The 25,633-nt window shown below is 70.7% G+C and carries 15 protein-coding genes and 1 tRNA gene; 8 read left to right on the forward strand and 8 right to left on the reverse strand.

Annotated elements, in window-relative coordinates; all coding sequences use genetic code 11:
- Positions 1 to 1,509, reverse strand: a complete 1,509-nt coding sequence (locus I5731_RS02085) for an LTA synthase family protein (RefSeq protein WP_197309699.1) — start codon at positions 1,507 to 1,509, stop codon at positions 1 to 3.
- Positions 1,510 to 1,875: 366 nt separating this feature from the next.
- On the opposite strand from I5731_RS02085, the gene I5731_RS02090 reads away from it, so the two are divergent.
- Positions 1,876 to 3,090 carry a capsule biosynthesis protein gene (locus I5731_RS02090; RefSeq protein WP_197309700.1) on the forward strand — a complete coding sequence of 405 codons (1,215 nt, stop codon included), beginning with the start codon at positions 1,876 to 1,878 and terminating at the stop codon, positions 3,088 to 3,090.
- A gap of 347 nt (positions 3,091 to 3,437) precedes the next feature.
- Positions 3,438 to 4,268 carry an SDR family NAD(P)-dependent oxidoreductase gene (locus tag I5731_RS02095; RefSeq protein WP_197309701.1) on the forward strand — a complete coding sequence of 277 codons (831 nt, stop codon included), beginning with the start codon at positions 3,438 to 3,440 and terminating at the stop codon, positions 4,266 to 4,268.
- Between the two features lie 27 nt (positions 4,269 to 4,295).
- Here I5731_RS02095 and I5731_RS02100 read toward each other — a convergent pair whose 3' ends face one another.
- The 5 genes from I5731_RS02100 to I5731_RS02120 all read right to left on the reverse strand — a co-directional run bounded on the left by I5731_RS02100 (position 4,296) and on the right by I5731_RS02120 (position 18,652).
- A complete protein-coding gene (locus I5731_RS02100) occupies positions 4,296 to 5,672 on the reverse strand; it encodes an aminotransferase class I/II-fold pyridoxal phosphate-dependent enzyme (RefSeq protein ID WP_197309702.1) in 1,377 nt (458 codons plus the stop codon).
- A gap of 117 nt (positions 5,673 to 5,789) precedes the next feature.
- Positions 5,790 to 13,325: a type I polyketide synthase gene (locus I5731_RS02105; protein WP_197309703.1), complete on the reverse strand. Its 7,536-nt coding sequence runs from the start codon at positions 13,323 to 13,325 to the stop codon at positions 5,790 to 5,792.
- Between the two features lie 312 nt (positions 13,326 to 13,637).
- Entirely contained in the window at positions 13,638 to 15,251 is a 1,614-nt protein-coding gene (locus tag I5731_RS02110; RefSeq protein WP_197309704.1) for a peptide chain release factor 3, read from the reverse strand.
- Between the two features lie 103 nt (positions 15,252 to 15,354).
- Positions 15,355 to 15,744 carry a hypothetical protein gene (locus I5731_RS02115; protein WP_197309705.1) on the reverse strand — a complete coding sequence of 130 codons (390 nt, stop codon included), beginning with the start codon at positions 15,742 to 15,744 and terminating at the stop codon, positions 15,355 to 15,357.
- Positions 15,745 to 16,102: 358 nt separating this feature from the next.
- Complete coding sequence (locus I5731_RS02120) at positions 16,103 to 18,652, reverse strand: pyocin knob domain-containing protein (protein WP_197309706.1); 2,550 nt, start codon at positions 18,650 to 18,652, stop codon at positions 16,103 to 16,105.
- A 541-nt stretch (positions 18,653 to 19,193) separates the two neighbouring features.
- Here I5731_RS02120 and I5731_RS02125 point away from each other — a divergent pair.
- Positions 19,194 to 19,267, forward strand: a tRNA-Gln gene (locus I5731_RS02125).
- A 146-nt stretch (positions 19,268 to 19,413) separates the two neighbouring features.
- Here I5731_RS02125 and I5731_RS02130 read toward each other — a convergent pair.
- On the reverse strand, positions 19,414 to 19,827 hold the full coding sequence (locus I5731_RS02130; protein WP_197309707.1) for a winged helix-turn-helix transcriptional regulator: 414 nt from the start codon (positions 19,825 to 19,827) through the stop codon (positions 19,414 to 19,416).
- A gap of 56 nt (positions 19,828 to 19,883) precedes the next feature.
- On the opposite strand from I5731_RS02130, the gene I5731_RS02135 reads away from it, so the two are divergent.
- Together I5731_RS02135 and I5731_RS02140 are read left to right on the forward strand one after the other, a co-directional pair.
- Positions 19,884 to 20,210, forward strand: a complete 327-nt coding sequence (locus I5731_RS02135) for a nuclear transport factor 2 family protein (protein WP_197309708.1) — start codon at positions 19,884 to 19,886, stop codon at positions 20,208 to 20,210.
- Complete coding sequence (locus tag I5731_RS02140) at positions 20,210 to 20,995, forward strand: SDR family oxidoreductase (RefSeq protein WP_197309709.1); 786 nt, start codon at positions 20,210 to 20,212, stop codon at positions 20,993 to 20,995. The genes I5731_RS02135 and I5731_RS02140 overlap by 1 nt, the downstream gene beginning before the upstream one ends.
- A gap of 108 nt (positions 20,996 to 21,103) precedes the next feature.
- Here I5731_RS02140 and I5731_RS02145 read toward each other — a convergent pair whose 3' ends face one another.
- Positions 21,104 to 21,586 (reverse strand): DUF421 domain-containing protein, encoded by a 483-nt coding sequence (locus I5731_RS02145; protein WP_197309710.1) that lies wholly within the window; start codon positions 21,584 to 21,586, stop codon positions 21,104 to 21,106.
- Between the two features lie 533 nt (positions 21,587 to 22,119).
- Here I5731_RS02145 and I5731_RS02150 point away from each other — a divergent pair.
- The 3 genes from I5731_RS02150 to I5731_RS02160 all read left to right on the forward strand — a co-directional run bounded on the left by I5731_RS02150 (position 22,120) and on the right by I5731_RS02160 (position 25,379).
- Positions 22,120 to 23,082: a GAF domain-containing protein gene (locus tag I5731_RS02150; RefSeq protein ID WP_197309711.1), complete on the forward strand. Its 963-nt coding sequence runs from the start codon at positions 22,120 to 22,122 to the stop codon at positions 23,080 to 23,082.
- Between the two features lie 200 nt (positions 23,083 to 23,282).
- Positions 23,283 to 24,800 carry an aldehyde dehydrogenase gene (gene adh / locus I5731_RS02155; RefSeq protein ID WP_197309712.1) on the forward strand — a complete coding sequence of 506 codons (1,518 nt, stop codon included), beginning with the start codon at positions 23,283 to 23,285 and terminating at the stop codon, positions 24,798 to 24,800.
- 210 nt (positions 24,801 to 25,010) lie between these two features.
- Positions 25,011 to 25,379 carry a DUF779 domain-containing protein gene (locus I5731_RS02160; protein ID WP_197309713.1) on the forward strand — a complete coding sequence of 123 codons (369 nt, stop codon included), beginning with the start codon at positions 25,011 to 25,013 and terminating at the stop codon, positions 25,377 to 25,379.
- Positions 25,380 to 25,633 lie beyond the last annotated feature (254 nt).

Consider the following 25,633-nt stretch of genomic DNA (forward strand, 5'->3'; position numbering starts at 1 on the left):
TCAGACCCGGACCGCCATCAGCATGCCCATCAGGTCCTCGATCGCCGCATTGACCGGGAGGACGCCGGTCTCGGCGGCCGGGTCGATACCCGGGCCGCAGCGCAGGATCACGTAATCGGTGCGGATGTCGGGGAAGGGGTGCGCCACGGCCCGCAGAATCGGCACGTGGTCGCCGTAGAAGCACAGCACCGCCTCGCGGCCGCCGGCGTCGAGCGCGTCGATCAGCCGGCCGAGCATGCGGTCGGCGTTGGCGGCGTGATGCATGTACTGCTGCAGCGGGTCGTCGATGCCGTCGATCCGGCCCTCGCGCCACGGGTTGTGGTTTTCCATCGTCACCGCATAGACGAACTGCGGCCGCGTGCCGGTCGTCACGAGGTCGAGGATGCGATCCGTCACCGCTTCGTCCGACACGAAATAGCCGAACCGGTCACCGCTCTCGAACGCCGCCTGCTCGATGATCCGCCGGAAGCCGAAGCGCGGGTAGATGCGGTGGCGCTGGAAGAAGCGGATGTCGAAGGGATGGACGAAGGCCGCCTCGAAGCCGGCGCCGCCGAGGCGCTGCGCCGCCGTCTCCGGCGCGCCGAAGGCCGAGCGGAGATAGGGGTCGAGCGCGTCGAAGCGGTAGTCCGACAGGGGGCGGCCGGTGAGGAACGAGTATTCCGAGCGCATGGTCCAGGCGCCGGCCGTCGGCACGACGAGGCGGCCGTGGGCGAGGGCGCGCCGGCGCGCCCGCTCGAGATTGGGCAGTTCATGCGGGCCGAATCCCGCAGCGCCGAGATCGACGAAGGACTCGGACTGGATCGCCACGATCAGCGGCGGCAGCGATTCCCCGGCGAGCAGCGGCCAGTGCGGGTGCGGCTCGGTCGGCCACGGCGTCTCGCGGCCGGGCGGCGTCGCGAGCCAGCGCGTCAGGTGGATCGCCATGCCGCCGAACAGGCCGAAGCGGCCGGTGTCGTCGCGGATGTTCGGCCCGGGCGCCAGCCGGCGCAGCGCCGCGGAGGTCACCGGCCAGCGGCCGAGCCCCCAGAGCGTGCCGAGCGCGGCGCCGAAGGCCATCAGGCCGGCGATTCCGGCCAGCGGCACGCCGAAGCGCAGGCGGGGGATCACCGTCGGCTCCAGCGAGAACCACACGGCGATGGCCCCGAGCAGCGCCACCATCGCTGCTCCGAACGGCCAGCTGTAGAGGAATTCGGCGTAGTAGAGGTCCGGATGGCGGACGACCTGCGGCGCAAGGCAGAAATCCGCAAAGCTCAGCGGTTCGAACAGCACGTCGTATTTGAAATTGCTGATCAGGGTGACGATCGTGAACGTCGTCACGGTCGAGAAGGCCGTGAACAGGGGCCGCCACGACAGGGCGAACCAGAACAGGAACACCACCAGCGCCGCCAGCAGCGCCATCGCGAGCGCCAGCCACGGCCGGCCGCGCCGCAGCTTCGGCAGCGCCACGAATCGTTCGAGCAGATAGACGGCGACGAGACAGAAGATCAGTGCGGCCAGAGTGATAAGCATAGGCTCGGTGTCACTCTCCCGCTCACGAACAAGGCCGGCGCGGCCAGCAGCCTTCGATGCCGCTGCAGCGCGAAAAAATCAAGCTGCATGATCCGCACATATCAGCTATGCACCCTGCGCAATGCCTAATCAAAAGGCAGATTTCCGCGCATGGCTCGGCCTAGACTGGACGTGCGGGCCGTTTCGTGCTTAAAAGACCGTATTGGACGGGGTTGAAAGCTGGTCCGGTTACCGGCTCTCTGTTATAAGCACTGCAACATTTTTTGGTTACGACGCAGCCGTATTTTGTTCGGGGACGGCATGGCAAACGCTGAAACACGCGTCTTTCTCTTTCTTCAAGGACCGGCATCGCCCTTTCTCGATCGGGTGGCGCGGGAGCTGATCGTTCGGGGCCACGAGGCGCTCCGCATCAACATTTCCTTTGGCGATCAGATCTTCTGGAAGCTGCCGGGTGCGGTCGCCTATCGCGGTCGGCTGGAGAACTGGCGTGCTTTCGTCTCCGACTTCTACGACACCCGCGGCGTCACCGACATCATGCTGCTGGGCGACTGCCGGCCGCACCACGCGGTGGCGATCGCCGAGGCACATGCCCGCAACATCCGCGTCCACGTCACCGAACTCGGCTACATCCGCCCGGACTGGCTGACGCTCGAACGCGACGGCATGACGAGCTTCTCGCACTTCCCGCGCGAGCCGGAGCGTATCCGGGCGATGGCCGCGACGGCGCCGAAACCGTCGTTCAAGGTGCTGTATCCCTCGCGCTTCGCGACGCTCGCCGCCTGGGACGTCGCCTACAACCTCTCCAACGTCTTCCTCTCGCCGGTGTTCTATCCGCACTATCACTGGCACGCGATCCATCACCCGCTCGCCGAATATGCGGGTTGGCTCGGCAAGTTCATCCGCTCGCCGCTGTCCCGCAAGCGCCTCAAGCGCCAGCTCGACGAGATCCAGGGCTGGACCGAGCCCTTCTTCCTGTTCCCGCTGCAACTCGCCACCGACTACCAGATCCGCAAGCACTCGCCGTTCGACAGCCTGCAGGAAGCGATGGAGCGGGTGATCCGCTCGTTCGCCCGCAAGGCGCCGGCGAACGCGCGTCTGGTGCTGAAGGTGCACCCGCTCGACAACGGGCTGGTCGACTGGGCCCGCGTCGCCTCCGAACTCGCGGCCGAATGTGGCTGCGCCGACCGGGTGGTGACGATCTCGGGCGGCGACGTCGGCCAACTGATCAAGCGGTCGGCCGGCGTGGTGACGATCAACTCGACGGTCGGCACCTCCACCCTTCAGATCGGCCGGCCGCTGATCGCGCTCGGCAACGCGATCTTCGACGTACCGGGGCTGACGTTCCAGGGACCGCTCGACGCGTTCTGGACCGGCGCCGAGGAGCCCGAGGCCGATCTGGTCGAGGCCTTCATCCGGGTGCTCGCCGCGACGATCCAGGTCCGCGGCGGCTACTATTCCCGCGCCGGCATCGCCGCCGGTGCCCGCGCCGCGGCGGAGCGTGTGCTCTCCGACGGCGAAGTCCTGCCGCGGATCGCGCCGCAGGACCGCGACGTGGTCTACTACCGCCGCGCTGCCGAGTAAGTGACCGGTTTCCGATTGAGTTCCGAGACTGGTGCTTTGCGCCGGATCGCGATGTCGTGCGGCGCGGAGTTTGCCGAAAGCCCGCGCAGCGGGAGCCGGGCTGGCGCCGGGGCTTTCCCCTCGTCCTTCGAGACGGTCGCTCCGCGACCTCCTCAGGATGAGGGAAAAGGTCTACCTCATGAGAAAGAAACAGATTCCTTGGAAGGCCTCATCCTGAGGAGGCCCGGCACGGGCCGTCTCGAAGGACGAGGCCGGGTGCGCCGACGCTGGCCGCTGGCTCGATCAGGCGGACGAGGGGTGCTCCCGCTCACCGTACCGGTTGACCGTCCAAACGTGGCCTCTGCCTCATGACGCCCCCCACTACCTCACCAGCCTCCGGGCCGGCCCCCACCTGGCGCTCCATCGTCATCACCGGGGCCTCCGGCGGAATCGGGCAGGCGCTGGCGTCAGAACTCGCGGCGCCTGGCGTGCGAATCGGGCTGATCGGCCGCGATGCGGCGCGGCTGGAGGCGGCGGCCGGTCTCTGCCGGGCCAAGGGGGCGGATGTCGTCCTCGCCGCGATCGACGTGCGCGATGCCGCGGCGATGGCCGCGTTCCTCGCCGGCTTCGATGCGGACGGGCCGGTCGACCTGCTGATCGCCAATGCCGGCGTCACCACCGGCCTCGGGCCGGGCCGGGCGCCGGAGCCCGCAGGGCAGAGCCGGCGGCTGCTGGAGATCAACTATGCCGGCGTGCTGCATACCGTGGAGCCGCTGCTCGGCGCCATGCAGGCGCGGCGGGCGGGGCACATCGTGCTGGTGAGTTCGCTCGCCGGCATCCGCGCGCTGCCCGACATGCCGTCCTACAGCGCCAGCAAGGCGGCGGTGCGCGCCTATGGCATCGCGCTGCGCGGCTGGCTGCGGCCGTTCGGGGTCACGGTGAGTGTCGTCTGCCCGGGCTTCGTCACCTCGCCGATGTCGGCGAGGCACCGCGGGGCACGTCCGTTCGAGATCGGGGCGGACGCCGCCGCGACGAAGATCGTGCGCGGGCTCAGGGCCAGGCGGGCGTCGATCGCCTTTCCCTGGCCGCTGCTGCTCGGCATGCGCCTCGGCGCGCTGCTGCCGCCGGCCTTGTCGGACTGGTTCATGCGGCCGTTCGCGGCCGAGATCGAACCGGACGCCGACAGCCGCGAAAAGTGACGGCCGGCCGGCGCTGGCCGTGCCGCCTCAGTGCCCCATCATCTGGCGCAGCATCGACCCGGTCGACCGGACCTTGGCGAATTCTTCCGCCGTGATCGCGACCGCGCGCCGGACGTCGGCCTCGCTGTGGTCGGAGGTGATGAAGAAGCGCAGCCGGGCCGATTTTTCCGGCACGGCGGGGTAGATGATCGGCAGGGCGTTGAGCCCGCGCTTGAACACGCTGTCGGCGAGCACCGCCGCCTGTGCCGAGCCGCCGACGATCACCGGCACCACCGCATAGCCCTCCGACAGACCGACATCGAGGCCGGCGGCGCGGGCGGCGTCGAGGAAGAGCAGCCCGTTGTCGCGCAGGCGCGACACGCGCTCGGGTTCGGCCAGCATCACCTCGATCGAGGCGATCGCGGCGGCGGCCAGCGCCGGTGCGAGGCCGACCGAGTAGACGAAGCCCGGTGCCTTCACTTTCAGGAACTCGACCAGCGCCGAGGAGCCGGCGATGTAGCCGCCGCAGCCCGACAGGGTTTTCGACAGCGTGCCCATCCACATCTCGACCGAGGCCGGGTCGATGCCGGCGTGCTCGGCGATGCCGCGGCCGGTGGCGCCGAGCACGCCGAGCGAATGGGCCTCGTCGACGAGCAGCCAGGCGTCGTGCTCGGCCTTCACCTCGATGAACTTCGCGAGGTCCGGCATGTCGCCGTCCATCGAGTAGAGGCCTTCGATGGCGATCAGCACGCGGTCGTAGTCGTGGCGGACCTTTTCGAGCGTCGCAGCGACGGAGCGCCAGTCGTTATGCGGGAAACTCAGCCGGGCGGCGCCGGAGAGGCGGGCGCCTTCGGCGATCGAGTTGTGGATCAGGCTGTCGTAGAGGATCAGGTCCTTCGGCCCGAGCAGCGTGCCGATGGTGCTGACGTTGGTGGCGTGGCCGCTCACCATGACGATGGCGTCCTCGACGCCGTGCAGGCTGGCGAGGGCGTGCTCCAGCTCGCGGTGGATCGGCCGCTCGCCGGCGACGAGGCGGCTCGCCGACACCGTGGTGCCGTAGCGGTCGATCGCCTGCTTCGCGGCCGTGACGACGCGCGGGTGGCCGTTGAGGCCGAGGTAGTTGTAGGAGGCGAAGTTGAGCAGCGGCTTGCCGCCGATCGAGGTCTCGGCGCGGGCGATGCCGTCGTGGGCGCGGAAGAAGGGGTTGGCGATGCCCATCATGTCGGCGGCCGCGCGCTGCATGCGCAGTTCGCGGTAGGCGTCGAGCTTGGCGAAGTCGTAGGCCTTGATCGTGCGGGGCGGGTTCGCCGCCAGGTCGGCGACGGGCTTCGGCTTGCGGTTCCGGGTCGCCTCGCGCAGTCCGGCGACCAGCGCCGCCTTTTCCGATCCGCTGACACCGCCAAAACCGCGCTTGTGGTCCACCATGCCTGTCCCCCGTTGTTCCGCACCCGTTGCCGCCGCGCACCGCGCGCCGGGGAGGACCGGTGGGGTGTACGTGCGGGCCAGTGCGGCGTCCGGCCGGCTCTTGCCGGTCCGGCGCTGTCAGATCAGCCGCTTCATCTCGGTGCTGCGCGCCTCGATGGCGCCCATCACCGTCGCGACATCCTCGTCGGTTTCGTTGTCGACGTGAAGCGCGGCCAGGTTGTCGGCTTCGGCCGACATCGGCCGTTCCGACGCACCCTGCAACCGCTCGACGACTTTCCGCGCAATATCGCCGAGCGCGGCGCCGTTCGCCAGCGAAAGCAGCGGGATATCGACGCCGAGGCGCTGTTCGGCCGCCATGCGCAGTTCCAGCGCCATCAGGGAATCCATGCCGATCTCGGTCAGCGGCCGGGTGATCTCGATCTCCTCGGCCGGCAGGCGCAGGATGCGCGAAACTTCGCCGGCGAGGATGTCGGCGACGAGCTTCATCGCCTGCGCCGGCTCGAGGTCGCGGATCATCGCGCCGATCTCGCCGTCACCGGCATCGGCGGCTGCGTTCTCGACGATGCCGCGGGCGACGATCGCGGCGAGCGGCGTCGCCATGATCGGCAGCTCGCGCCGGGCGGCCGCCCAGTCCATGCGGGCGTAGGCGATCACCGGATCGGCGGGGTCCGCGTCGAGGATCAGGTCGAGGCCGGCAAGCGCCGTGCGCACGGCGAGCGACTGCTTGCCCATGCGCACGCCGAGCATGGCGCTGACGTCGGCGTTGCGGGCGAGGTAGCCGGCATCGGCGATGGCGCCCCAGGCGACGGCGATGGCGGGCAGCCCCTCGGCGCGGCGCGAGCGGGCGAGGCCCTCGAGATAGGCATTGGCGGCGACGTAGGCCGCCTGGCCGGGGTTGCCGATCAGCGTCGTCGCCGAGGAATAGAGCACGAAGAGGTCGAGCTCGTGCTCGCGGGTCGCTTCGTCGAGGTTGTGCGCGCCGGCGATCTTCGGCGCCATCACCGCGTCGATGCGGGTCCGGTCGAGCTTTGCGAACAGCGCGTCGTCGATCACCATCGCCGTGTGCAGCACGCCCTTCAGCGGCGGCATCTCGGCGTCGATCATCGCGATCAGCCGGTTGACGTCCTCGCGGCGGGCCGCGTCCGCGGCGGCGATCCGCACCTCGGCACCCTTCGCCCGCATTGCGGCGACGACGGGGGCCGCGGTGTCGGAGACGGTGCCGGAGCGGCTCGCCAGCACGAGGTGGCGCGCGCCGCGCTCGACGAGCAGGCGCGCGGTCTCGACGCCGAAGCCGCCTAGGCCGCCGACGAGCAGATAGGTCGCGTCGGCGCGGATTTCCGTGCGGCGGCCGTTCGCGGTGCCGGTGACGACCGGCGGGCGCACCAGCACCTTGCCGATGTGGCCGGACTGCTGCATCAGGCGGAAGGCGTCGGAGATCCGCTCGGCCGGGTAGATCCGGTACGGCAGCGCCGAGAACGCCTTCTCCTCGAAGCGGGCGACCAGTTCGGCGAACAGGCGCCGGCCGAGCGCCGGGCGCCGCGTCAACAGCTGGTCGGCATCGACGCCGAAATAGGAGAGGTTCTGGCGGAACGGGCGCAGCCCGATGCGGGTGTTGGCGTAGAAGTCGCGCTTGCCGAGCTCGACGAAGCGGCCGAACGGCTTCAGCACGTCGATGCTGCGCTCCATCGCCTCGCCCGAGAGCGAGTTCAGCACCACGTCGACGCCCTCGCCGCCGGTGAGCCGCAGCACCTCGTCGCGGAAGCGCAGCGAGCGGGAATCGAGCACCGCGTCGGCGCCGAGCATCGACAGCAGCGTGCGGCGGTCGGCCGAGCCGGCCGTGGCAATCACGCGGGCGCCGCGCCAGACGGCGATCTGCAGCGCCGCGAGGCCGACGCCGCCGGCGCCGCCGTGGATGAGGACGGTTTCACCTTCCTCGATCCGCGCGAGTTCGACCAGCGCATAGTAGGCCGTGATGAAGGTGACCGGGATCGTCGCCGCGGCTTCGAGGTCGACGGTCGCCGGGACCGGCGCGACGGCGATTTCCGAGACCGTCACGTGGCTCGCGAAACAGGCGGGGGCGAAGGTGATCACCGGGTCGCCGACGCGGAAGCGCTTCGTGTCCGGGCCGACGCGGCTGATGCGGCCGGAGCATTCCATGCCGAGCGTCGCGCCGGCAAAGCCGTCTTCCAGCGCTTCCTCGGGCAGCAGGCCCATCGCCCACATCACGTCGCGGAAGTTGAGGCCGGTCGCGACCACTTCGATCTCGACCTGGTCGCCGGAAAGCTCGGGGCGGGCGAAGGCGTGCCAGCCGATGCCGTCGAGCGAACCCTGCCGCTCGATCGCCAGCACTTCGCCGCGCAGCGCGCCGGCACGGGCACGCTCGGCCGGGGCGACCAGCGGCGGGCCGGGAATGACGCGCAGTGCGGCGCGGCCGTTGAGGTCGAGCAGGATCTCGCGCTCGTCACCGGGCGCGTCGAGCAGCGCCGCGATCCGGCCGGCGGCTTCCGACGGGGCGAAGGCGGCGCCGAGGTCGACGAGGCGGGTCTCGACGTCGGGGTATTCGTTCATCAGCACGCGGCCGAGGCCCCAGAGGGCGGCGGCGACCGGGTCGTGCGGCCGACTGGTGGCAGCGCCGGAGCCGCCCGGCAGCACCATCCAGAGCCGCGCCGGTGGGCGCATGGCGCCGTTGAGGATGGCGTGGATCAGCGCGATGGCTTCGCTGGTCGCCTGCATCGGGTCGGGGTGGCGGGTGTCGGCGAGGAGCACGAGGTCCTTCACCGCGGCGCCGGCGAGCAGCGCGTCGAGGTCGCTGTCGCTGCCGGCGTCCAGCGCCTCGAGCCGGGCGCCGGTCTCGTCGACGCGGCCGACGGCGAGGCGCACCGGGCGACGGTGTTCGGAGAGCAGCGCGCACAGCGCGTCGGCGACGGGGTGCGTCACCGAGGCCCCGGCCGACACGACGAGGGCGGGGTCCGTGAGGTGCGCGGGCGCCGCGGCGGGCTCGGCGGCGGGACCGCGGGCGAACAGCAGCACCGCCTCCGCCTCGCCGGCCGTGGCCGCTCGGGCCGTGACGGCGTCGAAGCCGGCGGCAGCGAGGCGCGTCGCCCAGCGCTCGGCGGTGTCGAGCGGGCCGACGGGCAGCGAGGGCTCGAGGCTGCCGCGCCACCAGGCGGCGGCGGTGCCGTCGACGAGGTCGGCGACGAGGCTCGGCGCCCGCTCGGCGGCGACGAGCAGGCCGCCCGGCGCGAGCAGCCGCCGCGCGGCGGAGAGCGCGGCCTGGCCGTCGGGCCGGCCGAAGGCGGCCGCGGCGACGACGATCTCGAAGCGATCGGCGGGCCCGAAGCCGTCGAGATCGACCACCTCGGCCCGGCCGAGATCGGAGAGGGCGAAGCGCAGGCGCTCGGTGCGGGTTCGGTCGGCGTCGCTGACGGCGAGCCGGTCGAGGCGGGCGACCGCACCGGCGACGGCGCGGACGATCTCGCCGGCGCCGGTGCCGAGCACCAGCACCCGGAGCGGCGCGTCGGCCGGCCAGGCGCATGCGGCATCTGCGGTCATCGCGGCGAGCGCGTCGAGGCGGGCGCGGGCGCCGACCGAGGCGAGTTCGAGATGTTCGGCGGCGGCGGCGCCGAGCAGCGCCTCGCCCTCGCCGAGCAGGCCGCCGGAGAGCAGCGCCGGCAGCCGGCCGGCGACGCGCACCAGCGCGGCGACCTCGGCGATGCGGCGCGGATGGTCCGCGAGCAGCGTGGCGATCATCGTCGCCGGCGGCGGCAGGGCGGCGTCTTCGGCAAAGCGCCAGCGCTCGCCGTCGGCCTCCACCACGCCGAACTCCTCCAGCGCGTCGATCATGCGGTAGAGCAGCGGCAGCGCGGCGGCATGCACGGTGCCGGACGCGGCAAGGGCGGCGGGATCGAGGACGCCGTCTTCGCCGGCCAGCGGGCGCAGCGCGTCGGCCACGGTGCCGCGGGCGGCGGCGTCGATCAGCAGGGCGGCCTCGTCCGGATCGGCGTCGCCGGCCGCCTCCGCGGCGGCGATGCCGAGGGCCTCGGCGCGCTCGGCCGGCGTGCTCCAGGCGGCGGGCAGCATCGCCGGGTCGGCCGCGTCGGCGAGACGAACCGTGCTGAGCCGGAACGCGAAGCCGTCGGGGTCTTCCGCGCGCACCAGCGGCACGGCCTTGAAGCGCACGCCGCTCGCGCGGGCAATCACGGTGCCGTCGGCCTCAATGAGGGTGACGACCGCCTCGACCGAGCGCGGCGAGGAGCGCACAACGTCGACGATCGCCGAGGCCGGGGTGCGGCCGGCGGCGTAGAGGCGGACTTCGCCGAGCCGCACGGGCAGGAACGAGGTGCCGCCGTCGGCGGGTGCGAGCCGGTCGATCAGCACGAACAGGCCGTGGAAGGCGGCGTCGAGCAGGGTCGGATGCAGGGCGTAGGCGTCGTCGCCGACGAGGGCGGCCTGATCCGGCGACAGCGCCACCGTGACGCGGCCGTCGGCCGTCGCCCGGACCTCGTCGGCGCGCTGGAACGCGTCGCCGTAGTTGAGGCCGAAACGGCGGGTCAGGGCATAGAGCGCCGGCTTGCCGAGCACCGCGGTCGCTGGTGACTCGGCGCCGACGGCGGCGATCGTCGCCGGCGGCCGGGCGATGCGGCAGCGGGCATGCAGCGACCAGGCCTCCTCGGAGAGACGCGGGCGGCTGGATATCTCGACCAGCTGCGCGCCGGCGTCGACCTCGACGCGGGTCTCGCGCACGCCGTCGTCGAGCACCATGGGCCGCAGGATGTCGAAGTCGAGCAGTTCGATCGGGCCGTCGCCGAGCACGACGCGGGCGGCGGCGAGCGCCATCTCGACGAAGCCGGCGGCGGGGAAGACGGTGGAGTTCTCGACCTTGTGGTCGGCGAGCCAGGGCAGGGTGGCCGGGTCGATGTTGGCGAAGAACGGCCCGCCGTCGGCCCGGGCGCGCGCGCCGAGCAGCGGATGGTCGCCGTTGGTGCCGAAAAGGTCGACGCCTTCCACCGTGCCGGTGAAGCGGTAGGGCTGGTTCTGCCAGGGGTAGGACGGCAGCGCCACCGGGCCGGCCGGGGCCTCGCCGAAGAAGCGCGCGTCGTCGATGGCGCCGCCGGCGGTGAGCACGCGGGCGACGATCGCCCCGACGATGTCGTCGCCGACGGCGTCGCTCTCGTCGAGGGTGGCGAGCGTCGCCGCCACGTGGCCGGAGGCGTCGAGCGTGTCGGTGACGTAGGTCTGCAGCACCGGCTTCGGGCCGATCTCGACGAAGACGCGCGCGCCGAGGGTGGCGATCTGCTCGATGGCGGTGCGGAACAGCACCGGCTGGCGGACATTGCGCCACCAGTAGTCGGCGTTGAGCTCGCGGCCGGTGATCTCGGCGCCGGTGACGGTCGAGACGAAGGGGATCGTGGTCGGCTTCGGCTTCAGCGAGCCAAGCGAGAAGGTGAGCGCCTCGCGGATCGGCTCGATCAGCGCGCAGTGGAACGGATAGTCGAGGCGCAGCTTGCGCATCGCCCAGCGCTTCTTGCGCGCCGCCTTGCCGAAGGCGTCGAGCAGGTCGGTGGTGCCCGAGAGGGTGACGCTGCGCGGGCTGTTGTCGGCGGCGATCTCGATGCCGGCGAACGCCGGGTCGGCGAGCGCCTCGCGGGCGCTGTCGGCCGGCACCAGCAGGGCGGCCATGCCGCCGAGATGCCGGGTGACCTCCTGGTGCGTCGAGCGGACGTGGATCAGGTAGACGGCCTGCTCCATGGAGAGCGAGCCGGCGGCATAGGCCGCGGCGACTTCGCCGACGCTGTGGCCGGCGACGGCCTGGGGCCGGAGGCCGCGGCGGGCGAGCGCCTCGGTCAGCGCCACCTGCGTCGCGAACAGCAGCGGCTGGGCGACCTCGGTGCGCTCGATGTCGGTGTCGAGATCCTCGGAGAAGAGGGTCGTCACCAGCGACCAGCCGGCGACGCGCATGAACAGCCGGTTGACCGCCTCGAAGGCGGAGCGGAAGGCGGAATCCGTCTGGTACGCGGCGCGGCCCATGCCGGCCCACTGCGAGCCGTTGCCGGCATAGACGAAGGCGACCGAGGCCGACTTCTGGCCCGAGCGCGCGGGTGCCGGCCGGTTTTCGTCGGCGATGAAGGCGTCGAGCGCCGCGATGATCTCCTCACGGCTGTTGCCGAGCGCGACGAAGCGGTGGTCGAGCCGCTCGCGATGCCAGGCGGCGGCGCGCGCCACGGTGATCGCGTCGCGGTCGTCGGTGGCGGCGAGGCGGTCGCGATAGGAGGCCGCGAGGGCGACGAGGGCGTCCTTCGACTGGGCCGAGACCACCAGCGGCGCCTGCCGCGCCGGACGGGTGATGGTGGCGGGCGCGGCGATCTCGGGCGCTTCGCGCAACACGACGTGCGCGTTGGCGCCGCCAAAGCCGAAGGAGTTGATGCCGGCGTGATACGGGGTCAGCGACGGCCCGAACGCGATCGGCTGCGAGGCGACGCGGATGTTCAGCTCGTCGAAGGCGATGTCGGGGTTCGGCGTCTCGAAGTGCAGCGAGGCGGGCAGCAGGCGGCGCTCCAGCGCCATCTGCGCCTTCAGCACGCCGGCGAGACCCGAGGCCGGCTCGAGGTGGCCGATGTTGGTCTTGACCGAGCCGACGGGCAGCGGGCTCTGGCGGCGGCGGCCGAGCACCTCGCCCAGCGCGTTCGCCTCGGCCGGGTCGCCGACGCGGGTGCCGGTGCCGTGCGCCTCAACGAAGGCGAGGGATTCCGGGTCGATGCCGAAGCGGTCGTAGACGGCGGCGAGCAGGGCGGCCTGCTGGGTGGAGGAGGGCAGCGACAGGCCGGCGGTGCGGCCGTCGGAATTGATCCCGGATGCGGCGACGATGCTGCGGATCGTGTTGCCGGCGGCGCGGGCGGCGCCCACCGTGCGCAGCACCAGCGCGACGGCGCCCTCGGAGCGGACGTAGCCGTCGCCGGCGGCGTCGAAGGCGCGGCAGAGGCCGGTCGGGCTCAGCATCGAGGCGCGCGAGAAACCGATGAAGGCGAACGGCGACAGCAGCAGGTTGACGCCGCCGACGATCGCCGTGTCGATGCGCCCGGCGCGCAGCGCTTCCAGCGCCTCGTGCATGGCGACGACCGAGGACGAACAGGCGGTGTCGACCGAGAAGCTCGGGCCGCGCAGGTCGAAGATGTAGGAGATGCGGTTCGAGACGATCGAGAGCGTGTTGCCGGTCATCGACTGCATGTCGCCGGCGGGCGGGTCGACGATCAGCGTGTGCGAATAGTCGGTGCCCGAAACGCCGACGTAGACGCCGGTCTCGCTGCCGGCGAGCGACGACGGCACGATGCCGCCATGCTCCAGCGCTTCCCAGACCACCTGCAGCATCAGGCGCTGCTGCGGATCCATCTGCACGGCTTCGCGGGGCGAGATGCCGAAGAACGTCGGGTCGAAGCCCCAGACATCGTCGATCTGGCCGGCCGCCCAGGTGTAGCTGCGGCCGATGACGTTGCGGTCGGGGTGGCCGAAGCGCTGCTTCGACCAGCGATCCGGCCGCACCTCCGAGATCACGCAGTCGCCGCGCGACAGCAGTGACCAGAAGGCATCGGGATCGGATGCGCCGGGCAGCCTGCAGGCATAGCCGACAATCGCAATGTCATTCGTCGAAACCGTCATGTGATATGGTTCTCGAACGTTGAAATTCTCGCGGGTGCCGCGTGGTTGCGGCTCGGACCGGCGCGATTCGCGCAGATCCCTGGCAAAAAACCTCCCGGCCTCAGTCTTTTTGACGATCGTCCCCCGGCAGCGGTTTCAAGCGAGCCCAGAAAATGTGTCGCCTTGAAGACCTCGCCGCTCCCCCGGCGACCGTGTGTATTTCGCGTTTCAGCCGCCCGCGCTCCTCCGCGTTCACGCCGATGTCATCGGGCAACAATCCCATTTCGCATCGCAACATGCAATCCCGCTGCGACCCGGCGCCCTGCATGGCGGTTACCCGGAACGGGCCTGGACTTCCTTGATCGCCGTAAATCGGTGCTTCGGCCATTTGTCGCGCACGTAATTGAGCGCGTAGGTCGATGTCGACAGCAAGACGGGGTCGCCGTCAACGTCGTCGGCCGTCGCCGAACGGTTGGCGGCGAGGAACTCGTCGAGATCCCGCGGCGTATCGGCCGCGACCCAGCGGGCGAGGCTGTACTGGCTCGGCTCGAAGCCGACGGTGAGGCCGTACTCCGCGGCGAGGCGGTTCTGCAGCACGTCGAGCTGCAGCGCACCGACGAAGCCGACGAGGGCCGGCGAGCCGTCCACCGGGCGGAACACCTGCACGACGCCTTCCTCGGCGAGTTCCTGCAGCGCCTGCTTCAGCTTCTTCGCCTTCATCGCGTCCTCGAGCCGGACGCGGCGCAGGATTTCCGGGGCAAAGCTCGGCACGCCGACGAAGGTGATCGTTTCGCCCTCGGTCAGCGTGTCGCCGATCCGCAGCGTGCCGTGATTCGGAATGCCGACGACGTCGCCGGCATAGGCTTCGTCGGCCAGCTGGCGCTCCTGGGCAAAGAAGAACTGCGGCGTGTGCAGGCTCATCGTCTTCGCCGAGCGGACGTGCTTCGCCTTCATGCCGCGCGACAGCTTGCCCGAGCAGAGGCGCACGAAGGCGATGCGGTCGCGGTGGTTCGGATCCATGTTCGCCTGAATCTTGAACACGAAGGCCGTCATCTTGTCTTCGGTCGCATGGACCAGCCGGGTGTCGGCGGCCTGGTCGCGCGGCGGCGGCGCGAAGGCGGCGAGGCCGTCGAGCAGGTCCTTGATGCCGAAGTTGCGCAGGGCCGAGCCCCAGAACACCGGCGTCAGCGAGCCGGCGCGGAACGCCTCGAGGTCGAACGGATGGCAGCCGTCGCGGGCGAGTTCCAGCTCCTCGCGGATGTGCCCGAGATGGCGGCTCTCGAGCACGCCGTCGAGCTCGGCGTCGGTGATCGTGTCGGTGTGGTCGTCCCCCGAGGCGTTCATCAGCCGGACGGTGCGGTCGGCGAGGTCGTAGGTGCCGAGGAAGTCGCGGCCGCCGCCGATCGGCCAGGTGATCGGCGCGGTGTCGAGGGCGAGGGTCTTCTCGATCTCGTCCAGCACCTCAAAGGGATCGCGCGTCTCGCGGTCCATCTTGTTGATGAAGGTGACGATCGGGATGTCGCGCAGGCGGCAGACCTCGAACAGCTTGCGCGTCCGGTCCTCGATGCCCTTCGCGGCGTCGATCACCATCACCGCGCTGTCGACGGCGGTCAGCGTGCGGTAGGTGTCCTCGGAGAAGTCCTCGTGGCCGGGCGTGTCGAGCAGGTTGAAGACGCGGCCGTCGTATTCGAACGTCATCACCGAGGTGACGACGGAGATGCCGCGATCGCGCTCAATCGCCATCCAGTCGGAGCGGGTGCGGCGGCGCTCGCCGCGGGCGCGAACCTGGCCGGCGAGCTGGATGGCGCCGCCGAACAGCAGCAGCTTCTCGGTCAGCGTCGTCTTGCCGGCGTCCGGGTGCGAGATGATCGCGAAGGTGCGCCGACGCGCGACCTGGGCCTCGATGCCGGGGATGTTCCCTTCGGTGGGCGCGTCAGTGACTGTCATGTTCGTTCCGGACCAGCGTCTCGCAAGGCGGCATACCGCAGTTCTTGCGCCGTCTGATACGTCGGATCGGCGCGCGGCGCCACCTTGTCGGGCAGAGTTCCGGTCACGAGGCCGCGAAGGCCGGGCGGCGTTCGCGGTCGAGGAAGCGATGGATGTCGTCGGTGGCGAGCAACTGGCCGAGTTCGGCACGCTCCGCCGCGTCGAGGCGCTGTTCGAGCAGGCCGCGCGCGCTGTCGACGCGCCAGACCAGATCGCGCAGCGCCATCATGGCGGTGCGCGTCGATTCGATGTCGTCGGCGGTCGCCCCCACCGCCCGGCGGGCGAGCGACAGGATCGGCGAGTCCTTTGCCAGCGTCAGGACGCCGTCCGGAGCATGCTCCGCCGCGGCGAGCAGCAGTCGCAGCAGGCGCGCGGCTTCGACGAGCCATGCTCGTTCCTGTTCGTCGCCGTGGCCCGCGCCTGCGGTCGCCACGGCTTCGCCCTTCCGGTTCATGGGATGCCGGCTCCTCTGCGGCGCGCATGATGGGAGCGCGCGTGATGTTGCGGTCGTCTGGAACGGCCCGGTCTTTGGTGCCGGGTCCGCAAATTGTCGTCGCCGGGAAGGACACCCGTGTCGGCCGCGGCGTCTGGTCCGCCGGGCCGGGGTGCCGAATCTCCTGCCGGTCTCCGGAAGATAATGCCTCCGGAGAGGGCATGGAGAGGCCGTCTCCCCGCATCATTAACGCAGCATTAACCTCGACGCCGAAACTCCGGCCCATGCTTCGGCAAGCCCCCGGAGCACCGCGCAAGCCGCGTCGGCACCGCACCTGTGGACAGCAGCCATGCACCGGCGGACGCGGCCGGCGGCTTGCTCAGGAGAGGGTCGCCCAGCGCCCGTCCGCCTTGCAGCGGATGGTGACCGGCTCGGTGACGGGCAGCGCCGCGACGAGGCGGAAGGTGACGGTCGTCTCGCTGAGCGCGACGATCGACGACCCGATCACGGAGGGGTGCGGCGCCGTCACGGTGACGACGGGCAGGGCGCCCGCCTCGAACTCGCTCGGGAAGGTCCAGACGATGTCGGCCGAGCAGAACAGGCCGCCGAACGGCGTCGCGACCTCGGGCGTCGCAAGGTCCGGCCGCTCGCAAGTCATCCAGCCCGAGGCGCGCCGCTCGGCGGCGCCGTTTTCGCCGGCGACGAGTTCGAACAGATCGCCGGACGGGCTGCCCGCCGCGACGCCGACCGCGCCGATGACGCCGGCCGTGGTGATCTGCTTCCAGGGCTGCCAGTCGCCGCTGATGTGGAAGCGGCGCCAGGTGCCGCCGGCGAGCGCCGCCGCCTGCCGGTAGACCGTCTGCGAGATCGTCGCGGCGTTGTAGCGATGCACCTCGACGATGCAGCCCTGGCCGGCGAGGGCCGCGGGGAGGGCACCGGCGCCGTTGTAGTCGGTCGTGACCCGGTAGACGCCGGTGGCGAGGCCGAGGTTGTCGAGTTCCGTCAGCGACACGGGCGCGGCGGTGACGCCCCAGCCGAACATGCCGTTCGGCGCGCTGCGCCAGAGCCGGCCGCCTTCCGTGTCGATGGAACTCGTCACGACCGCCGCGCCGAGGGCACCGCCGACCTGCAGGGGCGCGAGTGCCCAGGCCGCGCCGTCGCGCGTTTCGATCTCGGTGTCGGCCTCGGCGCGGACGCAGCAGAACACCCGGCCGTCGTCGATGAACCAGAGCAGCCGCTGGTCGTCGGGAATCCAGGCGGCCGCCGCGGCCGCGCGGGTCGCGAACGGCTCGATCGCCTCGTGCACGAATCGCGTCGTCGCGACCCGTTCGGACGAATCCGCCCGTGCCGGGGTCGGCGCGGTCACCTCGTCGCTGGCGCTTTCGAGCGACAGCGCGTCGGCGGACACGATCCGGCGCGCGCCGACCAGCGCGAGATTGGCCGTCGGCGTGCCGAGGCTGGTGCCGGTGTCCGCCCGCGGCACGATGGCGCCCGGCGTGACCGACCAGCCGACCTCGTCCTCGGTGGCGAAGAGGCGCAGTTCGTCCTTGCCGAGCGAGACGCGGTCGATGGCATCGCCGACGCGAAAGTCGATGGTACCGCCGTCGGTCTGGACGACGAGGTTCTCGCCGCGGCTGCGCAGCGCCTGCGCGTTGACCACGGAGAAGGGCTTGGCGCTGGTGCCGAGCGCGGCCCCCCCGGTCACCGTGGGCGAGATCCGGGTCGGCGTGATGGCGAGACTGCCGCGGATCCAGCGATTGCCGTCCTTGCTCTCGACGTCGAGGAAGGGCTGCCGGTGCTCGCCGGCGGTGAGCGTCGCGCCGGTATCGACACCGTCGACCCAGATCGTGTTGCGGCTCGCGCGCACCTTGCTGAAGACGATGTTGCGGCAGAGGCCGGAGGCAAAGCCGATGCGGGCGGTGTTGCCCTCGTCGGCGTCCCATGTGCCGCCGAAGAACATCACGGTGTCGACGCTGCCAAAGCTCGCCATGTCGGGCCGGCCGCCGGCGCAAACCGCCGTGCCGAAGAACTCGAGATCCTGCACCGCCCGCGCCTCGGTCTTCGCCGCGGCGCTGATCGCAAGGCCGCTGAGGCGGGAGCCGTGGTCGGCGAATCCCGCCGCGCCGCCCGGTCCCCAGACCCAGTCCGCGGGCTCGACGTCGTCCGGCTCGCGCCGGGTGCCGAGGATGCCGAGGCCGAAGCTCTCGCCGGCGAGGTCGCAGTGGTCCGTGAAGCATGCGGCGCAGCCGCCGTCGGAGCGGATCGCCGGGTGCAGCGCCGTCAGCGCCGTATTGTCCGCGCTCCAGGTGAGATCGAACAGCACCGCCGCCCGCGTGAAGCCCGCGGTGGCGATCAGCGACGCACCGGAAGCACGGACACCGGGAAAGAGCACGGCGTGCGACCAGGCCGGCCCGTCGACGCCGGTGGCAAGGCGGATGCCGGATACCGTGATTCCCGCGCGCGCCGCGACGAGCAGCGGCACCGAGAAGTCCTCGTCCGCCGCGCCGCCGAAATCGTGCCAGCGCCGGGCGGTGCCGGCGCCCGTGGTCTGGATCACTGTGCCGACCCCGTCGCCGTCGCCGGCCCCGTCGCCGACGAGGGGCACGTGGGTCACCACCGTGTCGGAGACGAGATAGGGCGCGGCGGCGCCCCGGAGATGCAGCCGCTGCCCGGCCGCGCGGCAGGCCAGCGTCGCCTGCTCGAAGGCCGCGGCGCAATCGGTCCCCGGCAGAATGCCGAAATGGGCGGCTTCCCAAGTGCCGATCGGCGACCAGTTGACCGTCCCGTCGTTGCTGGTGACCGCCGGATGGGTCGCCGCGGCGTCGCGGCGGAAATCGAGGCGGACGCCGTGCTCGACGAGGGAGATGACGTCTTCGGTTGCGTCGATGGTGGAACTGATCAGGTCGCGCCGGGATCCGAAAATCTTCATGGAGTCGTCCAGTCAAATATCTTCCAGTACCGCAGACATCGTCTGAATAACCGGATCCTCGAAATTGCCCACCCTGATGAAGCCGGCGCGATCGATTGACCGACCGAAGCTTTAGCCGCCCGAAAACCGGGACTCGCCATCCAGGGCTTCGGGAAGGGTGTGGTATGCGCAGCAAAAGTCAACCGCCGCGCGCCGTTTGACCATCGCCGACAAGACGATCGCGGCTCGATCACCCTTCACCGCCCGCCGCCCGGGCCGGAGCGCCACGCCGGCCGCGCCGGGGCGGCGGCCGCCCGCCGGTTCGGGGCTCGCCGTGACGCATGGCCGAGGGACGCGCGGGAGCAGAAAAGGCCGATCGCCGACCGGGCCGCCGGGAAACGCCGCGGCATCCGCGGGGTGGCAGGGAAGGGCGATCGATTGCCGGCATACTTCACGGTTGACAGCGTCGGCCGCTCCCCTTAGGAGAACGGCCACCAACGGGTGTTTCCCGCAACGCGCCGGCCGCGTTCGAGAAAACAGGTCTGCCAAGACCAGCCTCGTTTGGGGGATAGTTCAACGGTAGAACAGCGGACTCTGACTCCGTTAATCTTGGTTCGAATCCAGGTCCCCCAGCCAATTTCCCTCAGAGTACACTGACCGAGGATCCGCCACAGCGCGGGGCCTGCAATTGGCGCCTTCGGCTCGGCACCACCGAATTCGTGCTGTTCGAGCCGATAAACGCTTTCGCCAACCGAAGGCCCCCACCGCCCCGCGCTTCCCGTTCACCCACCATCCGGCGCCGCCGCCGTGATCAGCCGTTGCCGTGTCTCGTCCGACGCGCCTTCGGCCCAGCGGAGCAGGGCGTCGAGGGCGGGGCAGAGCGACTGGCCCCATTCGGTGAGGTGATATTCCACCTTCGGCGGCACCTGGTGGTGGACGATGCGGCCGACCACGCCGTCGGTCTCGAGCTGGCGCAGCTGCTGGATCAGCATCTTCTGCGAGATGCCGGGGATGGCGCGCTCGAGGTCGGAGAAACGGCGGACCTGGCCGCCGAAGAGCTGGAACAGGATGACCAGCTTCCAGCGTCCCTCGAGAATTCGCAGCACGTTCTGCACGCTCTCCGCGCCGGTTTCCGGCGTGTAGGCGGCGCGCTCACTCGGAGGTGAGTACCTTACTTTTTCGTGCGTACTTGTCATAAATCCAGTGTACTCCTAGCTTCCGGTTTCCACAACAGGACAACCGGAGATTGGACATGCAACCCGACCTGCCAGACCCGATCCGCCGCTATGTCGAGGCGAACAGTATCCTCGATGCGGACGCCATGCTCGCTGCATTCGCTCCCGACGCCGTGGTCGGCGACGAAGCCCGCCGCCACGTCGGCCACGACGAGATCCGCGCCTGGATCGACGAGGCGACGATCGCCAACCAGGCCGTGGTGACGCCGACGGAGAGCCGGCAGGACGGCGACGTGACCCTCATGACCGGACGCGTCGAGGGCACGTTCCCGGGCAGCCCGGTGACGCTCACCTTCCGGTTCACCCTGCGCGGCGACGCGATCACCGGACTGGAGATCGCCTGATGTCCTTCTCCATTCCGAACGATTTCGAGGGCCGCCGCGTCGTCGTCACCGCCGGCACCAAGGGCGCCGGGCGGGCCACCGTCCGCCGCTTCCTCGCCGCCGGCGCCAGGGTGCTGACCACGGCGCGGTCGCGGCCCGACGACCTTGGCGGTGCCGAGTTCGTCGCGGCCGACCTGACGACGCCGGATGGCGCGGCGACCGTGCGCGATGCGGCGTTTGCGACGCTCGGCGGCGTCGATGTGCTGGTGCATGTGCTCGGCGGCTCGGGCGCGCCGGGTGGCGGCTTTGCCGCGCTGACCGAGGAGTTGTGGCAGTCGGAGTTCGCGCTCAACCTCTGGCCCGCCGTCCGGCTCGACCGGGCGCTGCTGCCGCACATGGTGGAGCGCGGATCGGGCGCGGTGGTCCACGTCGCGTCGATCCAGCGGACGCTGCCGCTGTACGAGTCGACCACCGCCTATGCCGCGGCCAAGGCGGCGCTCACCGTCTACAGCAAGGCGCTGTCGAAGGAGGTCGGACCGAAGGGGGTCCGGGTCAACGTCGTCTCGCCGGGGTGGATCTATACCGAGGCGGTGGACGCGTTCTTGCAGCGGATTGCCGCCGTCAGCGGCGGCAGCGTCGAGACCGCCCGCCAGGGTGTGCTCGAGGCGCTCGGCGGCATACCGATCGGCCGGCCGGCGGACCCGGCCGAGGTTGCCGAACTCATCGCCTTCCTCGCTTCGGACCGCGCCGCGTCCATCCACGGCGCGGAATATGTGATCGACGGCGGCACCATCCCGACCGTCTGACGCGGCGCGCCGCATGAAGGTCGTGGAAAGCGGCGGCGGCGCAACGGGCGGGGCCGTTCCCGGGCACGGAAGTACGAAGGGCGTCGGCGGCTTGAGAGACGCGGACGCTTACGACCGCAACACCACGCTCAGCGTGCCGTCGCTTTCGAGGATCATCGATTCCACGGCCGCGACGCCGGTCCCGCCGGAGGACCGCACGGCGCTGCGGGCTTCGTCGTCGGTGATCCGTTCCCGCCGCATGGTCTCCCGGCAGAATTCACCCTTGTGCACGATCAGAGCGGGATCGGAACGGATCGCATCGGCGAACCTCGCCGAGCGAACCGACGCGAAGGTGACGAGGAACTGCAGGAGGATGAGCAGCGCGAGCGCGGTGGCGCCCTCTGCCAGCGCAATTGATTTCTGCAGAATGATCGCGGCGAGGGTGGATCCGAGGGCGACGGTCACCACGAGATCGAAGGCGTTGAGCTTGGCGAGCGTGCGCTTGCCGGAAATCCGGAGGAAGAGGACGAGCGTGGCATAGGCGAGCGTTCCGACCAGCAGCGTGCGGACGATGCCGGACCAGCCCTGAAAGAAGATGCCGTCGAGGTCCATGTTGAAAAAATTCCCTGATCTGGCGAGCGAGCGGCGAAACACCCCGTGTTCCGCCCGCCGGTCGACGCCCTTTTCACCGGGCGTTCGGGCTCTCGCCGGGCCGACGGCGGCGATCGGGCGCGGACGGCGCCTGGTCGTTGCTTTTGAACAACAGCCGGGGCCTCCGCTCGGTTCCGCGCCTTGCGTCGGTCTTCCCGCGCGACTGGGCAGGCGCTCCGGCGGTATGCCGTGGCGCACACGCCATCTGCGCGTCGTCGCGTCGACAGACCGCTGTGAGGAACCGCCTCCGCCCTTGTACCTTCGGCGGACAGGCCGCGGCGCAGCGCTTGCGCGGTGACAGCCAAGTCTCTGCCACATCGGCAGGATTTCCCCGTGCGCCGGCTTGCCGCTGCGCCCGGGGCGACGTTTGGTCCCGGGGCGGGGTTTCGCGTCGCACGGGGATCGGAGTCATAATCCTTGCCGAGGATGAACGGTCGCAGCGCCCCTTGAAGAGGCGCGTGCCGTCCCTCCGTTGCGGTCGGAGGACGCAAGCCATGAACAGCGTGATGGTGAGCCGGCATGCCGGCAAGGTCGAGGCGGCGTTGCGGTCGGGGGCGGCGGCGACGTCGGCGCTGGTCGCGTCGTGGCAGCGCTGCAGCCGGCTGCACAATCTCGACCCGGTGCGGGCGCCGCAGCCCGAGCGGCTGTCCGAATCGGAGCTGCGCGCCGCGCGCCAGCGCATCGAACCGCTGATCCACATCGCACAGGCGAGCCTCGACCGGCTCTACACCGCCGTCGGCGGGGCAGGGTGCTGCATCCTGCTTGCCGACCGCAACGGCGTGCCGGTCGACGGGCGCTGTTCCACCGCCTACGACGGCACCTTCCGCGCCTCCGGCCTCGCCGTCGGCTTCGACTGGAGCGAGCGCAGCGAGGGGACCAACGGCATCGGCACCTGCCTCGTCGAGCAGCGGCCGGTGACGATCCACCGCGACCAGCATTTTCGCGCGCGCAACACCGAGCTCAGCTGCACCACGGCGCCGATCCACGATCCGGAGGGCCGGCTGCTCGCGGCGCTCGACCTCTCGTCGTGCCGCGCCGACCTCGACGACGGCTTCGCCCAGCTGTCGGCGCTCGCCGTCGCCGACGCGGCGCTGCAGATCGAGCAGGACTATTTCCGCCAGACCTTCGCGGGCGCCCGCATCGTGCTGGTCGCCGGCCGGCCGGCCGGGGGGCTGGTCGCCGTCGACGAGGACGACCTCGTGATCGGCGCGACGCGGGCGGCGCGGCGGGCGCTGCAGCTCGACGACACCGACCTCGGCGCGCGGCTGCCGGCCGCCGACCTCTTCGGCGAATGCCGCGGCGGCGGCGACGGGCTCGCGGAGGCGGAGCGGGCGGCGCTGCAGCGGGCGCTGGCCAGGGCGAACGGCAATGCCTCGGCCGCCGCGAGCGCGCTCGGCATCAGCCGGGCGACCTTCTATCGCAAGCTGAAGCGGGTGGATGGCCACGGCTCCGCCTGAATGCGCGGCCGCACCGGGCGGGTTCCGGGCGGAACGTGAATGAAGACGGTCGCCTGAACCGCTTCAGGCGCAAAACTGTCTCACCGGCGAGACACCCGTCGGCCCCGGCCTCCGCCGCCCGGCTGACCCGGCCGCCGGGATCTGGCTTCCTCGACGTCAAGGCGCGCCCCGATCCGGCAGCGCCCGATCCGGAGGAAACCATGAACAAGCCCGAACTCTCCCGCACCGCCAAGTCGCCCTACGCCGGCCGCTACGAGAACTTCATCGGCGGTGCCTGGGTCGCGCCGAAGGCCGGCCGCTACTTCACCAACTACTCGCCGGTGAACGGCCAGCCGCTCTGCGAGATCGCCCGTTCCGACGCCGCCGACATCGAGGCGGCGCTCGACGCCGCGCATGCCGTCAAGGACAGCTGGGGCCGCACCAGCGCCGCCGAGCGCGCGCGCATCCTGAACCTCATCGCCGACCGCATGGAGGAGAAGCTCGACCTCCTAGCGCTGGCCGAGACCTGGGACAACGGCAAGCCGATCCGCGAAACGACCGCCGCCGACCTGCCGCTGGCGATCGACCACTTCCGCTATTTCGCCGGCGCGCTGCGGGCGCAGGAAGGCTCGCTGTCCGAGATCGACCACGACACCGTCGCCTATCATTTCCACGAGCCGCTCGGCGTCGTCGGCCAGATCATCCCGTGGAACTTCCCGCTGCTGATGGCGTGCTGGAAGCTCGCCCCGGCGCTCGCCGCCGGCAATTGCGTCGTGCTGAAGCCGGCCGAGCAGACGCCCGCCTCGATCCTGCTCTGGGCCGAGATCATCGGTGACCTGCTGCCGGGCGGCGTGCTCAACATCGTCAACGGCTTCGGTCTCGAGGCCGGCAAGCCGCTCGCCTCCTCGCCGCGCATCGCCAAGATCGCCTTCACCGGCGAGACCTCGACCGGCCGGCTGATCATGCAGTATGCCAGCCAGAACCTGATCCCGGTGACGTTGGAACTCGGCGGCAAGTCGCCGAACATCTTCTTCAAGGACGTCGTCGCCGAGGACGACGACTTCTTCGACAAGGCGATCGAGGGCTTCGTGATGTTCGCCCTCAACCAGGGCGAGGTCTGCACCTGCCCGAGCCGGGCGCTGATCCATGAGGCGATCTACGACGAGTTCATGGAGCGGGCGCTGAAGCGCGTCGCGGCCATCGTGCAGGGCGACCCGCTCGATCCGGCGACGATGATCGGCGCCCAGGCCTCCGGCGAGCAGCTCGAGAAGATCCTGTCCTACTTCGACATCGGCCGTCAGGAAGGCGCCGAGGTGCTGATCGGCGGCGAGCGGGCCAACCTGCCGGGCGACCTCGCCGGCGGCTTCTACGTCAAGCCGACCGTGCTGAAGGGCCACAACAAGATGCGGGTGTTCCAGGAGGAGATCTTCGGGCCGGTCGTCTCGGTCACGACCTTCAAGGACGACGCCGACGCCCTCGCCATCGCCAACGATACGCTCTACGGCCTCGGCGCCGGCATCTGGAGCCGCGACGCCAACCGGCTGTACCGCTTCGGCCGCGAGATCCAGGCCGGCCGCGTCTGGACCAACTGCTACCACGCCTATCCGGCCCATGCGGCCTTCGGTGGCTACAAGCAGTCGGGCATCGGCCGCGAGACGCACAAGATGATGCTCGACCACTACCAGCAGACGAAGAACATGCTGGTGAGCTACAGCCCGAAGAAGCTCGGCTTCTTCTGAGCGGAGCTGCCGTCCGGACGCCGGTTGCCGGCGATCCGGGCGGCGGTTGCGTCCGCCGCCGACGCCGGTATCCTGGTTCGGCCCGGCGCGGGCCGGAGCGTGCCTCTTGGCTCCATGCCTTTCCGGCGCGGCCTCCTCCGCTGCGCCGGTCTTTTTTTGCTGGGCCCGCCGGCCGTCGTGCCTGGGGCTGGCGTTGCGGAGTGCGGTGCGATGTCGACCGAAGCGACCGATGGCACGATCCCGGCGAACAAGGTTTCCGCGACGCCGGCCGCCGAGGATCTTCTCGCCGAGATCATCGCCGAGCACGGTCCGGTGCTCTTCCACCAGTCGGGCGGCTGCTGCGACGGCTCCTCGCCGATGTGCTACCCGCGCGGCGACTTCATCGTCGGCGACCACGACGTGCTGCTCGGACTGATCGGCGAGACGCCGGTCTATATCGGCGGGGCGCAGTATGAGGTGTGGAAGCACACCGACCTCGTCATCGACGTGGTGGCGGGGCGCGGCGGCATGTTCTCGCTGGATAACGGACGAGAGAAGCGGTTCTTGACGCGCTCGACGGTGTGCGGGGTGGGGAGCTGAGGGCAGGGCGGGTCTGCTGCGCGGGGCAGGGGTCGTGCCGTGGTGCTTCCCCCCTCCCTGTCCCTCCCCCGCTTCGCAGGAGAGGGGACGATGGGCGATAGGGTTTTCGCGAAACGAAGGTCACGCCGAGCCGAAGCCTCTGTATTCCCGGCGCTCCATCCTCCTGCGTCCCCTCTCCTGCGAAGCGGGGGAGCGACTGTGTTTCGGGTCAAGCGCTTTGCCATGGTTTCTTGTCCCGGATGATGGCGTTGAGG

The sequence above is a fragment of the Methylobrevis albus genome, assembly GCF_015904235.1.
Lineage (GTDB): Bacteria > Pseudomonadota > Alphaproteobacteria > Rhizobiales > Pleomorphomonadaceae > Methylobrevis_A > Methylobrevis_A albus.

What these genes read in the sequence shown, in the direction of transcription:
- I5731_RS02130 (WP_197309707.1), bottom strand. Translation starts at nt 19,827, where the DNA reads ATGACAAGTACGCACGAAAAAGTAAGGTACTCACCTCCGAGTGAGCGC.
- I5731_RS02150 (WP_197309711.1), top strand. Translation starts at nt 22,120, where the DNA reads ATGAACAGCGTGATGGTGAGCCGGCATGCCGGCAAGGTCGAGGCGGCG.
- I5731_RS02145 (WP_197309710.1), bottom strand. Translation starts at nt 21,586, where the DNA reads ATGGACCTCGACGGCATCTTCTTTCAGGGCTGGTCCGGCATCGTCCGC.
- I5731_RS02135 (WP_197309708.1), top strand. Translation starts at nt 19,884, where the DNA reads ATGCAACCCGACCTGCCAGACCCGATCCGCCGCTATGTCGAGGCGAAC.
- I5731_RS02105 (WP_197309703.1), bottom strand. Translation starts at nt 13,325, where the DNA reads ATGACGGTTTCGACGAATGACATTGCGATTGTCGGCTATGCCTGCAGG.
- adh (WP_197309712.1), top strand. Translation starts at nt 23,283, where the DNA reads ATGAACAAGCCCGAACTCTCCCGCACCGCCAAGTCGCCCTACGCCGGC.
- I5731_RS02120 (WP_197309706.1), bottom strand. Translation starts at nt 18,652, where the DNA reads ATGAAGATTTTCGGATCCCGGCGCGACCTGATCAGTTCCACCATCGAC.
- I5731_RS02140 (WP_197309709.1), top strand. Translation starts at nt 20,210, where the DNA reads ATGTCCTTCTCCATTCCGAACGATTTCGAGGGCCGCCGCGTCGTCGTC.
- I5731_RS02100 (WP_197309702.1), bottom strand. Translation starts at nt 5,672, where the DNA reads ATGGTGGACCACAAGCGCGGTTTTGGCGGTGTCAGCGGATCGGAAAAG.
- I5731_RS02085 (WP_197309699.1), bottom strand. Translation starts at nt 1,509, where the DNA reads ATGCTTATCACTCTGGCCGCACTGATCTTCTGTCTCGTCGCCGTCTAT.
- I5731_RS02110 (WP_197309704.1), bottom strand. Translation starts at nt 15,251, where the DNA reads ATGACAGTCACTGACGCGCCCACCGAAGGGAACATCCCCGGCATCGAG.
- I5731_RS02095 (WP_197309701.1), top strand. Translation starts at nt 3,438, where the DNA reads ATGACGCCCCCCACTACCTCACCAGCCTCCGGGCCGGCCCCCACCTGG.
- I5731_RS02115 (WP_197309705.1), bottom strand. Translation starts at nt 15,744, where the DNA reads ATGAACCGGAAGGGCGAAGCCGTGGCGACCGCAGGCGCGGGCCACGGC.
- I5731_RS02160 (WP_197309713.1), top strand. Translation starts at nt 25,011, where the DNA reads ATGTCGACCGAAGCGACCGATGGCACGATCCCGGCGAACAAGGTTTCC.